Origin of the sequence: Sporomusa termitida, from assembly GCF_007641255.1 — a bacterium.
GTDB lineage: Bacteria > Bacillota > Negativicutes > Sporomusales > Sporomusaceae > Sporomusa > Sporomusa termitida.
Genome location: NZ_CP036259.1, coordinates 2,952,102 through 2,964,384, shown reverse-complemented (window position 1 = coordinate 2,964,384; position 12,283 = coordinate 2,952,102). Strand labels below are relative to the sequence as shown.

Below are 12,283 nucleotides of genomic sequence, written 5' to 3'. Positions count from 1 at the left end.
GTTTCAGGGACAAATTAGCCGTTGCGATTTTCTATTTGCAGGTTCTCAAGCTCTTTCAGAAACAAAGGCACGGCAGGATTGGCATGAACTTCTCCCCAAATGACAACGACATCAAAGCCGGTGCCGCCACCGTCGATATCCAAAAAGCGCAGTTCAGGACTGGCGTATACCTGGATATGACGGGGTAAAATAGCCACGCCGATTGCCGATTCGACCATAAGTAAAGCGTTCTCGGGAAAAGCCGAAAGCTTGGCGAGTTTAGGGAAGAAACCATTGGCGGTACAGAGATCGATAATCTGGTTATGGAGACCAGGCGATTCCTCCGGTGACAAAAGGATGAAGTTTTCCTGGGACAGTGCCGCCAGACTGATCTTATGCTGGCTGGCAGCAGGATGGTCGTGGCGCAAAACCACGGCCAGCGATTCGGAATAAAGGGTTTGCCAGCAATACCCGGTCAGCTTTGATAAATCAAACGAAAGGGTAAAGCCAATGTCGATATCCCCACGTTTTAGCGCGTGGGTAAGTGATCCCAGATTTAACTGGTTTAAATGTAAATCGACATTGGGGTAGGTGCTGCGAAAGCGAGAAATCAGCTCTGGAAAAAAGTTTTTTACAGGTGCTCCCAAAAAGCCAATTTTTAATTGACCTGCGAAGCCGGCAATGGCAAGCTGGATTTTTTTTATGCCTTCATCATAGTGCGCAAGAATAGTTTTTGCTTCGGCCAGCACCACGGCGCCAATCGGTGTTAGCTGCACACTTTGTTTATTACGGGCAAACAACTGCACGCCGAGCGCATATTCTAGATCGGCGATGTGTCTGCTGAGAACAGGCTGCGCAATAAAAAGCTGCTTGGCGGCCGTACTAAAGTTTAAATGTTCTGCGAGGCAGGTGAATTCACGTAGCAACTGGATTTCCATAGTACCTCCCGGCGAAATACGCTCTAACAATAGTATAAAAGGATTAGGGGCCAAGGGGAAGTTTTTTTCAACAAAAACATGCGTGGATTCAGGCCGTAATACTTTTTTGTCATAAGCTTAGACATACATGGTATTTCCCGTAACAAGCAGAGTGCGATATGATTAGGTTGACAGGATAGACATAGTTTTGAAAGGAGAAGAATAAGATGGCATTTGAAAGTACGCAATTTTCTGTCATTCTTTTCGGGTTGGAAAAAATCCTGAAGATGACGGCAATACGAACGAAAACATTCGCCCGGCGGCTGAAAGAAAAAAATCTGACTGCCCAGATAAAACTGCGGGATAACACGCAGGGCCGGTATTTTATTTTCCGGGACGGTAAAGTCTCTTCCCAGGCCGGCATCCATGACAACCCTGATATTGCTATGATCTTCGAAGATGCCGAGACTGCGGTGCGGCTAATGAGCCCGGCCAAGACGCATCTGGAATTTATCAGTGCCGCCAAGCACTTTCAAATTGACATGCAAGGTCCGGACGAACTGACACTCTGGTTTGCTGAAACCTTGAACATGACGATGAATATCGACCCCGAATATGGGGTTGATGCAGGCAATGGTGTCAGGCGTTACACCAGCAATACCAATGGCGGACCGGTTTTTGTTTATGTAAAGGACGATAAGATTATCCGCATTACCCCCATTGATTTTGATGAAGAGGATGCTGATCCCTGGGAGGTCAAAGCCAGAGGCAAAATTTTTTCCCCGCCTAAAAAAACTACCGTTAACCCCCACACCTTAGCCTGGAAATCGATGATTTATTCGCCGGACCGGCTGCTTTATCCCCTGAAACGGGTGGACTTTGATCCCAATGGCGAGAGAAACCCGCAAAACCGGGGAATATCAGGCTATGAGCGGATTAGCTGGGATGAAGCGCTGACCATTGTGGTTAACGAGATTAAGCGGGTAAAAAAAGATCATGGTCCCGGCGCCATTATGAACGGCAGCGGCTCCCACCATACCTGGGGGGCATTAGGCTATTGGCTGAGCGCCAGACTGCGGTTCTTCAATGCTATCGGCTGGACACCGGTGGTGCATAACCCTGACAGCTGGGAAGGCTGGTTCTGGGGGGCAACGCACCACTGGGGGCAAAGCGCCCGTAACGGCGGCTCGGAAACCTACAATCTGGTGGAAGACTGTCTGCAAAACTGTGAAATGATTGTTTTCTGGTCGAGTGACCCCGAATCCACCAGCGGTGTATACGGTGCCCAGGAGGGGACCGTGCGCCGGCAGTGGCTGAAAGAACTGGGCATTAAGATTGTCCATATTGATCCATACTACAACCATACTGCCGGTCTGATGGGCGGTAAGTGGCTGGCACCCAGGCCGGGTACAGACAGTGCCATGGTGTTGGCGATTGCCTATGTGTGGATGAAGGAAAACCTCTATGACCAGGACTATGTGGCTGAACGGACCACCGGTTTTGAAAAATGGCAGGACTATGTTCTGGGCAAAGAAGATGGGGTGCCGAAAACACCGGAATGGCAGGAACTGGAAACCGGCATACCGGCTAAAGATATCCGAGCTTTGGCGCGGGCCTGGGGCAGCAAGAAAACCTATCTGGCGGCCGGCGGGATTATCGGCTTCGGCGGCGCCTGCCGCACCGCCACCGGCACAGACTGGGCCAGAGGCATGGTATGTCTGATGGCTATGCAGGGACTGGGCAAACCGGGCGTCAATATGGGCGGGATGCAGCAAGGCACACCGGTTGATACCCGTTTCTACTTTCCCGGTTACGCCGAAGGCGGTTTTTCCGGTGATATTTTTGGTACAGGCAACTTCCTCAATTTATATCAGCGGATGCCCAATATCGTGACAATGAATACTGTTAACCAAGGGGTGCCGCGCCTCAAGATACCTGAAGCCATCATGGACGGTCACTGCGAAGGCTGGTCAGCTGACGCCAAAACGATCGAAGGTCAGTTCTTCCCGTTCAAATACCCGTCCCCCGGTCATTCCCCCGTAAAAATGTACTATAAATATGGCGGCTCTCATATCGGCACAATGGTTGATACCAACCGCTACGTAAATATGTATCGTTCCGAGGGGCTGGAGTTCGTTGTCAACCAGTCAATCTGGTTTGAAGGCGAAGCGCAGTTTGCCGATGTCATTTTGCCGGCCTGCACTAATTTCGAACGTTGGGATATCAGCGAATTTGCCAACTGCGGCGGTTATATTTACCATTCGTTTACCCAGGTTAACCACCGGGTGGCTGTGCTGCAGCATAAATGTATTGAACCACTGGGGGAATCCAAGTCTGATATTGAAATCTTCCTGGAGCTTTCCAAGCGGTTGGGATTAGGTTCCGTCTATTCCGAAGGTTCTACCGAACTGGAATGGTGCAAGCGCTTATTTGACGGCACCGACCTGCCCAACCGGATATCATGGAAGAAATTCCTGAAAAAAGGCTATTATGTGATTCCGCCGCTGCCGGAGAACCGCCGTGATCCGGTGTCTTTCCGCTGGTATGCCGAAGGCCGGGCGAAAGATACCCCAGAGCCGTTTCCGGCTCCGGCCGACTATACCGGCGAATACCGGATGGGGCTGCAGACCCAGTCCGGAAAACTCGAATTTGAATCTTCCAGCCTGAAGCGTTTTGACCCCAATGACTCTGACCGGCCGCCAATTATGAAATATAATCCGGCCTGGGAGGGACCGCATTCATCCGAGCTGTATGCCAAGTATCCGCTGCAGCTCATATCGCCGCACCCCAAGTTTACCTTTCATACGCAAAGTGACGGTAAAGACAGCACCATCAACGATATCAAGGATCACCGGGTGCTGATTAACGGGCATTATTACTGGATTGTGAGGATCAATGCCAGTGATGCCACAGCCCGGGGCATTAAGGAACACGATTTGGTCAAGGTATTCAATGATCGCGGTGCCGTTGTTTGCGCCGCCCAATTGACCGAGCGCATTCCGCCGGGAACCGTACATTCATACGAATCGTCGGCAGTCTATAAGCCGGTGGGGGAACCAGGAAAGTCGCCGGATATTGGCGGGTGTATCAACCTGTTGACACCAAGCCGGATGATGATTAAAAGGTCTCACGCCATGGCGGCTAATTCCTGCCTGGTTGAGATTGGAAAATGGGGCGGGGAGGAGAGTGTTTCATGAAACAGTGGCATTTGATTATTGATGTTGAAAAGTGTGTGGACTGCAATAATTGTTTCTTAGCCTGCAAAGATGAGCATGTTGACAATGACTGGCCGGGGTATACCCGGCCCCAGCCCCGACACGGCCATCGCTGGATAAATATTATGCGCACCGAACGGGGGCAATACCCGATTATTGATGTGGCCTACCGGCCGACTACCTGCATGCACTGCCAGGACGCTCCCTGCATTAAGGCTGCCGGCGGCAGTATTGTCAAACGTCCTGACGGTGTGGTCCTCATTGACCCGGATAAGGCCAAAGGCCGGCCGGAACTTGTTAAGGCCTGCCCTTATCAGGCTATCTGGTGGAATGAAGAACAGGATGTTCCGCAAAAGTGTACTTTTTGCGCCCACCTGCTTGATCAAGGCTGGAAAAAGCCGCGCTGTGTGCAAGCCTGCCCTACCGGCGCGCTCAAGGTGGAATATGTGGCAGACGCTGAGATGAGCCGTATCTGTCAGACTAATAATCTAGAGGTGCTGCAGCCGGAGTATAACACCCAGCCCCGTGTGTTTTATCAGAATTTGTATCGCTTTACTAAGTGTTTTATTGCCGGGAGTGTTGCCGTTAATAACAACGGTGTTATTGACTGTGCCGAAGGTGTTCGGATTACCCTGTTCTCGGACCGGGAAAAGCTTTCCGCGGTGGTTGCTGATAATTTTGGTGATTTCAAAATCGATAACCTGCCTGGCAACAGTGGCCAGTATTCGCTCGAGATTGAGAAGAGCGGGTTTAAGAAGGCCACAGTGACAGTTGAGTTAACTACCAGCCAGAATATCGGTACTGTTTACCTGGGATAAATTATTAAATTTCGATACTAGACTCCAGGACTAGGCTCAGGCCCTCGCTTGCGGATTTTTAAAGCCGGCGACAGGGCCTGGCTTTTTGCGGCAGGGTTTGACATGAGAATCGTCCGCAGGCGGTAATCCCGTTTGTTGTAATCTTTTTGCTTTTGAAATAACAAATTTGCTATAATAAGAATAAAGGATTGTAGGAGATGAGCAGTATGGGCAAGAGTGCCATCAAATATACTTACGCCGACTATCTGGCATGGCCTGAAAATGAGCATTGGGAGCTTATAGACGGCACAGCCTACGCAATGACTCCAGCTCCTAACAGGCAACATCAAGAAATATCAAGAAATCTGTTAGTTGAGTTTGCCGTTTATCTTAAAGATAAAAAGTGCCAGGTATATGCAGCGCCGTTTGATGTGCGTTTACCGCAAAAAAATGAGAACGAAAATAATGCTACAACAGTAGTACAGCCAGATATAACGGTTGTTTGTGATGCTGACAAGCTTGATGCTGCCGGTTGTAAAGGCAGTCCGGATCTTATTATAGAAATTTTGTCACGATCTACAGCAAGCCATGATGTTATCAGAAAACGAAAAATTTATGAAGCCAGCGGGGTTTTTGAGTATTGGATAGTTGATCCGGCGCATCAGATAATTACCAGATTCTATATGAATGAAGAATTGTCTGAGTACAGAAAGGCGGAATATTTCGGCCGGGAGGGTATTATTGCTCCCATCGTCTTGCCTGAACTTCAGATTATGCTGGAAGATGTTTTCCGCAGCAGTATATTAGAATAATGGCTGCCGTTAGCGTGGGTTTCACCTGTTGCCAACATTGGCAATATGCCTTCATAAAGGCGCGGCTGACTGAGGATATTGAACATAACCCCTTGTTTGGTGAAATTTTTAGCTGTTCTATAGACTGCCATAGGGGGAAAAGGTGATGAGGGCTCATCAGCCACTGTACGAAGATCACTTTTAGAAATAGCCTTACCTTATAGTTTCAAGGTAAGGCTATTTTTGCTGGCATGTTTATTGCAATATAAATAGATGCCAGCCGGCGAGCTGGTAAGACACAGTAGTGACGGATATAGGAGGACGATGCATGAGCCGGGACAGCAATAACCTGCCGCCGCCGTCAGGAATGAGATATGGTCTGAATGATGACCTGCCGCTGAAGGAGATGATTTCTTATAGTTTGCAGCATTTGACATACTTTCTGGCGAATGCTGCTATTTTGCCAGTCATTGTGGGTGGATACCTGGGGCTTGACCAGCTGGGGTTAGCCAGTCTGGTACAGCGGACTTTTATTCTGTGCGGAATTGTATCCATACTTCAGGCGTTATGGGGTCATCGGTTTCCAATCATGGAAGGGCCGGCAGGGTTGTGGTATGGTGTACTCATTACGTTGGCTACTTCGGCCCCGAGTCTGGGAAAAAGTCTGGATGTGCTGCGAACCGATATTGAAATGGGCTTTATTATCGCCGGGATAGTGTGCATTTTTATCGGCGTAACCGGCATGGCGGGACTGGTAGCTAAGGTTTTTAGCCCCCTGGTAAATGGTGTTTTTCTTGTGCTGATGTGTCTGCAGCTTAGTCCGGCTATGATAAAAGGCATGCTGGGCTTAAGCAGAACCAATCATATGGTGGATTTTGCCAGTTTACTTGCCTTTGTCAGCACCACCGGTTTGATCATGTGGATCACTTTGAAAAGCAAGGGTTTTATCCAAAGCATAGCCGTTCTCCTTGGCGTTGGCTGTGGCTGGATTATGGCCCTTATTCTTGGAATTTCGCCGCAGATAAGCCAACATAGCCCGCAATTGTCGACTAAGCCGGAAATATTTGCGTGGGGTACGCCCACCTTTGATATCGGGGTTGTTCTTGCCTGTGTTATTGCGGCGTTGCTGCTTTTCTCCAATTTAGTGGCCAGTATTTTAGGAATGAGCGCAGTAACCGGAGAACCGCTTAAACCGGCGATGTTTAATCGCGGGGCCGTTTTTACCGGTGTATCAGACATTTTTGCCGGCTTGGGGGCGGTCATCGGGTTCATTCCTTATGCGTCGGCGATTGGGTTTACATCAATGACTGGCGTGGCATCAAGAAAGCCTTTTATTGCCGGGGCTTTATTAATCACTACGTTAGGGATTTTCCCACAAGTTGGCGTATTTTTTGCCGCTATACCGCCTGCTGTTGGCAATGCGGTGATGTTTGTTGTTTTTTGTCTGATTCTGGGGATGGGGCTAAAAGAGTTTGCTAAGGTTAATCTAACTAACCGGGAAATGTATATAGCAGGGATAGCGCTCATGGTAGGTGTCGGGGTAATGTTTTTACCGCAGGCAGTGTTTAATAATTTGCCGGCGCTGCTACGCTACCTGCTGCTCAATGGAATGGTGGATGGCCTATTGATCTGCATTTTGCTGGAACAGTTTTTATAGCAGCAGGCACTGTATTGACTGGCCTTGTCAGTTTTAAGTTTACAAAAAATATGTGATATGCAGGCCGGATTCTGGCAGTTTACTATGCCAGATTAATTTTTTAAAAATGATGCTTAATTGCATCTAAGAAGATGACGATGTTCATCGGAACTAATTCGTGTGTTTAGTAGGGTGTTGCCAGTCTTGATGATGTTTTTCATCAAGACTGGCTTTATTATATGATTTTTTTAACGTTTAACGGTAGTGTTTGGCTGGCATGATTTTTGCAACATTATTTTAATAGGATGCAAATAAGCTTCACTATTATACGGAGAGATGAAAAGTATGCAGCAGGTGCCTGATACAACTGAGGTAAAAATTGATCCGGTGACGAACACGCTTATAAACTATTAGCAGCAAAGATTGTATAACAGAGGCAATAACATGGCAGTCTATATAACTAAAGAAGAGTGTATGGCTGCAGTGCGTGGATAAGGGCCTGCCCCTTAGGCGCCATCGTTATGGAGGATGATAAAGCCTCGATAGCTGATGCGTGTACGCTGTGCGGGGCGTGTGCTGATACATGCCCTGTGCAGGCTAGGACATTAAGCCTGAATTTGTTCAGAATGGAATAGCCAGGATTGAACGGAACTTGAATAAATTGGTGGAAAAAGGTATACTGGTTACAGAAGAAAAGGCTGCTGCCATGGTATGCATCAAAGGCTTAGATGGAGGGGGTTGCCGATGCCGAAGATATTGATCAGGTAGCCAAGCTGGGCTTTAACCAGCCGCTGGGACCGTTGGCCTTCAGCCGATTTGATAGGCAATGATACGGTTTTGTCGATCATGGAGGTTTTGTATAATGGTTATGGCGATCCCAAATATCGCTCCTGCCCACTCTTAAAAAAGATGGTTCAGGCTGGTTATTTAGGGCGCAAAACAGGTAAAGGCTTCTATAACTACAACTAAGAAAAAAGGTTGGAGGTGCAGGTTGTGACTCAATATAATAATCTGCTGTATGTGACTGGTAATGGTATTGGGCTTATTACACTAAACCGGCCCCAGGCATTAAATGCTTTAAACTCTGAGCTGCTTACAGAATTAAATAGCCTGTTGGATACTATTGCTCAGGACGAAAGTGTTAAAGTGGTCATCGTGACCGGCAGTGGCGACAAGTCGTTCGTCGCCGGGGCTGACATCGCCGAGATGCGTGGTTTGTCGGCGGTGGAGGGGCGTAATTTCGGCAAATTTGGTCAAAGCGTGTTTGCCAAACTGGAAAACCTTCCCCAGCCGGTAATTGCCGCTGTTAACGGGTTTGCGTTAGGCGGCGGCTGCGAGCTGGCGCTGGCCTGCGACATCCGGATTGCTTCAGAAAAGGCTAAGTTTGGCCAGCCTGAGGTGGGGCTGGGGATTACTCCCGGCTTTGGCGGCACCCAGCGGCTGCCGCGTTTAATTGGCAAAGGCCGGGCTAAAGAACTGCTGTATACCGGTGATGTGATTGATGCCCAGGAAGCATATCGTCTGGGGTTGGTCAATAAAGTGGCGGCGTCCGCTGAATTGCTTAGTGTGGCCAGGGCCTTGGCTGAAAAAATTATGTCCCGGGCCGAAGTGGCGGTACAGCTGTGTAAAGCTGCTGTTAACCAGGGGCTGGAGATGGATCTTGCATCAGGTGTTGCCTATGAGGCGGAAACTTTCGGGTTATGTTTTGCCACTTCAGACCAGACCGAAGGGATGACGGCCTTTATCGAAAAACGGAAACCAGGCTTTAGCGGTAAGTAATAAGAAAAGACTTGGCTTGTGCCAAGTCTGAAATGCACCCTGGCGGGTGCATTTTTTGTTTGCCTATTAGTCCTGTTTGTAATATTCGGAGGCTTTTAATTGATGGATTAACTTTTTCATAAATTGCTTTTTAATGGCAGGAATCTTAGCTTCATCATATTTATAGAAGCCTTCACCGGTTTTTATTCCCAGCTTGCCTTCAGCTACTTTTTGTTTTAAGAGCTCGTTGGCACATTGACGATTATCCATTTCTTTCAATAGATTATCACCAACAATGCTCCAGATATCAAGCCCCCCGAAATCGGCAACTTCTAGCTGGCCGGTGGTAGCATAACGAAAGGCGGGGCCGAATTTAAGGGCTTTATCAATATCGGCAGGTTCGGCAACGCCCATTTCAATCAGCGAAAATACTTCTCTGGCAACACCTTGCTGAATGCGGTTGGCTACCAGTCCCGGTACATCTTTTAACACTTTGACGGTTTGTTTTTTGATTGACGCATGTAATCGCTCCACCTCGGCGTAAAGCTCCTCAGGCATATTGCCGAAGCAAGAGAGTTCGACAATCGGCATTAGGTGAGCAGGATTGTACCAGTGGTTAACAATCATACGCTGTTTGCGGTCGTCGGCAATCAAGGTCATCATGCCATCCAGTCTGAGACTGGACGTATTGCTCGCCAGGATGGTATGCTTAGGGCAGAGTTCGTCTAATTGTTTGAATAAATTCTGTTTGAGTTCCAGTATTTCCGGCGTGGCTTCAATGACATAATCCCTGTCTTGAACGGCCTGCTGTAGATCACTGCAAACTGTAATTCGACCAAGGGTAGCCGGAATGGACTGGGGACCGATGAATTGCTCCTCAGCTAGAAGGTCGAGTTCAGCGGCGATTTCCGTCATTGCCTTTTTTAACTGATTTTCGTAGGCATCATATATAATTACATCATATCCGTACAGGGCAAAGGATAAGGCAATGCCATGCCCCATGGTGCCTGCGCCGATAACACCGATATTTTTAATCATAGTTCGTCTCCTAGCTAGTTCTTTGTAAGACCTAAGATTTCCCTGGCTTCAGCCGGGGTAGCGACTGTTCTGTTTGCTTCTTTAACTACTCTTACGGCCCGGGCGACAAATTCACTGTTGGATTTTGCCAATTGCTTTTTAGCGTAATACACGTTATCTTCCATGCCTACGCGGATGTGGCCGCCCATGGCAATAGCTGCCAGCATGATGGGCACATGGCCGTTGCCGATGCCCAGGGCTGACCACGTAGATCCCTGGGGCAGCAGGGATTTAAGGTATACCAGGTTTTCAATAGTAGCGGCAGTGCCGCCGGCGGCGCCGAGAACAAACTGGTAATGGGCCGGCTGAGCGAGAACGCCTTTTTTCATATAATAAAGCGAGTTGTAGATCATGCCGGCGTCGAAGATTTCGATTTCCGGTTTTACACCGTTTTCCAGCATGGTCTTGCCAAGCTTTTCCAGAAACTGGGGCGGGTTCAGAAATAAGCTGTTATGCATCCAGTTCATGGAACCGGCATCATAGGATGCCATTTCCGGCTTGAGTTCAATTAGATGAGCCATTCTGGTTTCATCGGTAGCGTAAAGGTCGCCGGACGTGGTAAGGTTGAGGACAATATCACACTTGCTGCGGATCAGCTCAACGGTTTCACGAAATTTTTCTTTGCACATAGTGCCTTTGCCTTCGTCGTCACGCATGTGCAGGTGGGCCACAGCCGCGCCTGCCTGCCAGCAGTCATAAACATCATCGGCAATTTCCCGGGGCGTCAAAGGAATATTGGGGTTATGTTCTTTAGTTGGCCAAGCGCCGGTTGTCGCGACAGTGATGATGGTTTTTTCCATGATTAGTTCACCTCATAAAAGTAATTAAATGCGTTCAACAATGGTGGCAATACCTTGCCCGCCCCCAATGCACAGGGTGGCTAAACCGCGTTTAGCATCGCGCTGCTGCAGGGCATGGAGAAGGGTAACAAGGATGCGGGCGCCGCTGGCGCCGATAGGATGGCCTAACGCGGTCGCGCCGCCGTGGACATTGACCTTCTCGCCGGGCAGTCCCAGTTCTTTGCCGACAGCCAGGAATTGGGCGGCAAAGGCTTCGTTGGCTTCAAACAGATCGATGTCGGCCACAGTCAACCCGGCCTTAGCCAGTGCTTTGTAGCTGGCCGGTACAGGCCCCAGGCCCATGACAGAAGGGTCAACCCCGCCGGCGCCGTAACCGACAATCCTGGCCAGCGGTTTGAGGCCGAGCGCTTTGGCTTTTTCGCCGGACATGACAATAAGTGCCGCCGCCCCGTCATTGATGCCGGAGGCATTACCGGCAGTGACGGTACCGTCTTTTTTGAAGGCTGTCCGCAGGGCGGCCAGGGATTCAACCGATGTGCCGCGCTTGGGAAACTCATCGGTGGTAAAGACGGTATCTCCTTTTTTGCCTTTAATGGTCACCGGCACAATCTCCTGCATGAAAGCGCCGCTGTCGATGGCCTTCAGGGCTTTGGCCTGTGATTCGGCAGCCAGACGGTCCTGTTCTTCCCTGGTAATCCCGTATTGGGCAGCGATATTTTCGGCAGTGATCCCCATATGATAGTCGTTGGCAGCGCACCATAAGCCATCGCGGATCATGACATCAACCAGCCTGCCGTCGCCCATCCGGTAGCCCCAGCGGGCTTTTTCGAGAAGATAAGGGGCATTAGTCATGCTTTCCATGCCGCCGGCGACAATAATGTCAGCATCGCCAGCCATAATGGACTGGGTGGCCAGGTTTACCGCTTTTAGCCCTGAACCGCACACTTTATTAACTGTGTAAGCCGGTACTGCAGCCGGCAAGCCGGCTTGCAGGGCTGATTGGCGGGCTGGATTTTGGCCCAGTCCGGCCTGGAGTACATTGCCCATAATAACCTCGTCAACAGCGTCTGGCGCTATATTGACTTTTGCCAGCACGGCGCGAATAACAATGCTGCCCAGCTCGGTCGCCGCCAAGGGGGCCAGGGTGCCGTTGAAGGTGCCGATGGCTGTCCGTAGGGCAGCGGTAATAACGACCTCTCTCATCTTTTCCTCCTCCTAGGTGATTATTGACTACTAGACTGCTTACAAACAAAAACAATCGCAATTTTCGTGCCAAGATTCACAAAATGAATGTAAAGTTGAATATTTACAAG

At 49.3% G+C, this 12,283-nt stretch carries 12 protein-coding genes; 8 read left to right on the top strand and 4 right to left on the bottom strand.

Annotation, left to right across the window (positions count from 1 at the left end; translation table 11 throughout):
- Positions 1 to 14 precede the first annotated feature (14 nt).
- Positions 15 to 917, bottom strand: coding sequence for a LysR family transcriptional regulator (locus SPTER_RS14010; protein ID WP_144350960.1), 903 nt, complete (start codon positions 915 to 917; stop codon positions 15 to 17).
- A gap of 206 nt (positions 918 to 1,123) precedes the next feature.
- On the opposite strand from SPTER_RS14010, the gene SPTER_RS14005 reads away from it, so the two are divergent.
- The 8 genes from SPTER_RS14005 (at position 1,124) to SPTER_RS13975 (ending at position 9,114) form a co-directional block, all read left to right on the top strand.
- Positions 1,124 to 4,093, top strand: coding sequence for a molybdopterin-dependent oxidoreductase (locus SPTER_RS14005; protein WP_144350959.1), 2,970 nt, complete (start codon positions 1,124 to 1,126; stop codon positions 4,091 to 4,093).
- On the top strand, positions 4,090 to 4,929 hold the full coding sequence (locus SPTER_RS14000; RefSeq protein ID WP_144350958.1) for a 4Fe-4S dicluster domain-containing protein: 840 nt from the start codon (positions 4,090 to 4,092) through the stop codon (positions 4,927 to 4,929). The genes SPTER_RS14005 and SPTER_RS14000 overlap by 4 nt, the downstream gene beginning before the upstream one ends.
- Before the next feature lie 206 nt (positions 4,930 to 5,135).
- On the top strand, positions 5,136 to 5,720 hold the full coding sequence (locus SPTER_RS13995) for a Uma2 family endonuclease (protein ID WP_170233278.1): 585 nt from the start codon (positions 5,136 to 5,138) through the stop codon (positions 5,718 to 5,720).
- Positions 5,721 to 6,027: 307 nt separating this feature from the next.
- On the top strand, positions 6,028 to 7,356 hold the full coding sequence (locus SPTER_RS13990; RefSeq protein WP_144350956.1) for a purine/pyrimidine permease: 1,329 nt from the start codon (positions 6,028 to 6,030) through the stop codon (positions 7,354 to 7,356).
- Between the two features lie 500 nt (positions 7,357 to 7,856).
- Positions 7,857 to 7,970, top strand: coding sequence for a 4Fe-4S binding protein (locus tag SPTER_RS25930; protein ID WP_144350955.1), 114 nt, complete (start codon positions 7,857 to 7,859; stop codon positions 7,968 to 7,970).
- 93 nt (positions 7,971 to 8,063) lie between these two features.
- The gene (locus SPTER_RS25925; protein ID WP_425474273.1) at positions 8,064 to 8,165 is read left to right on the top strand and encodes a 3-hydroxyacyl-CoA dehydrogenase family protein; all 102 of its coding nucleotides are present in this window, start codon (positions 8,064 to 8,066) and stop codon (positions 8,163 to 8,165) included.
- Positions 8,166 to 8,181: 16 nt separating this feature from the next.
- Positions 8,182 to 8,304, top strand: a complete 123-nt coding sequence (locus SPTER_RS25920; RefSeq protein ID WP_425474370.1) for a 3-hydroxyacyl-CoA dehydrogenase family protein — start codon at positions 8,182 to 8,184, stop codon at positions 8,302 to 8,304.
- A 24-nt stretch (positions 8,305 to 8,328) separates the two neighbouring features.
- On the top strand, positions 8,329 to 9,114 hold the full coding sequence (locus SPTER_RS13975; protein WP_144350954.1) for a short-chain-enoyl-CoA hydratase: 786 nt from the start codon (positions 8,329 to 8,331) through the stop codon (positions 9,112 to 9,114).
- Between the two features lie 66 nt (positions 9,115 to 9,180).
- Here SPTER_RS13975 and SPTER_RS13970 read toward each other — a convergent pair whose 3' ends face one another.
- The 3 genes from SPTER_RS13970 to SPTER_RS13960 are packed head-to-tail and all read right to left on the bottom strand — an operon-like array spanning position 9,181 to position 12,173.
- A complete protein-coding gene (locus tag SPTER_RS13970) occupies positions 9,181 to 10,131 on the bottom strand; it encodes a 3-hydroxyacyl-CoA dehydrogenase family protein (protein ID WP_144350953.1) in 951 nt (316 codons plus the stop codon).
- Positions 10,132 to 10,145: 14 nt separating this feature from the next.
- On the bottom strand, positions 10,146 to 10,970 hold the full coding sequence (locus SPTER_RS13965) for a beta-keto acid cleavage family enzyme (RefSeq protein ID WP_144350952.1): 825 nt from the start codon (positions 10,968 to 10,970) through the stop codon (positions 10,146 to 10,148).
- 24 nt (positions 10,971 to 10,994) lie between these two features.
- Entirely contained in the window at positions 10,995 to 12,173 is a 1,179-nt protein-coding gene (locus tag SPTER_RS13960; RefSeq protein ID WP_144350951.1) for an acetyl-CoA C-acetyltransferase, read from the bottom strand.
- Between the last annotated feature and the right edge of the window lie 110 nt (positions 12,174 to 12,283).

What these genes read in the sequence shown, in the direction of transcription:
- SPTER_RS14005 (WP_144350959.1), top strand. Translation starts at nt 1,124, where the DNA reads ATGGCATTTGAAAGTACGCAATTTTCTGTCATTCTTTTCGGGTTGGAA.
- SPTER_RS25920 (WP_425474370.1), top strand. Translation starts at nt 8,182, where the DNA reads ATGGAGGTTTTGTATAATGGTTATGGCGATCCCAAATATCGCTCCTGC.
- SPTER_RS25925 (WP_425474273.1), top strand. Translation starts at nt 8,064, where the DNA reads ATGGAGGGGGTTGCCGATGCCGAAGATATTGATCAGGTAGCCAAGCTG.
- SPTER_RS14010 (WP_144350960.1), bottom strand. Translation starts at nt 917, where the DNA reads ATGGAAATCCAGTTGCTACGTGAATTCACCTGCCTCGCAGAACATTTA.
- SPTER_RS13960 (WP_144350951.1), bottom strand. Translation starts at nt 12,173, where the DNA reads ATGAGAGAGGTCGTTATTACCGCTGCCCTACGGACAGCCATCGGCACC.
- SPTER_RS13970 (WP_144350953.1), bottom strand. Translation starts at nt 10,131, where the DNA reads ATGATTAAAAATATCGGTGTTATCGGCGCAGGCACCATGGGGCATGGC.
- SPTER_RS14000 (WP_144350958.1), top strand. Translation starts at nt 4,090, where the DNA reads ATGAAACAGTGGCATTTGATTATTGATGTTGAAAAGTGTGTGGACTGC.
- SPTER_RS13965 (WP_144350952.1), bottom strand. Translation starts at nt 10,970, where the DNA reads ATGGAAAAAACCATCATCACTGTCGCGACAACCGGCGCTTGGCCAACT.
- SPTER_RS25930 (WP_144350955.1), top strand. Translation starts at nt 7,857, where the DNA reads ATGGAGGATGATAAAGCCTCGATAGCTGATGCGTGTACGCTGTGCGGG.
- SPTER_RS13995 (WP_170233278.1), top strand. Translation starts at nt 5,136, where the DNA reads ATGGGCAAGAGTGCCATCAAATATACTTACGCCGACTATCTGGCATGG.
- SPTER_RS13990 (WP_144350956.1), top strand. Translation starts at nt 6,028, where the DNA reads ATGAGCCGGGACAGCAATAACCTGCCGCCGCCGTCAGGAATGAGATAT.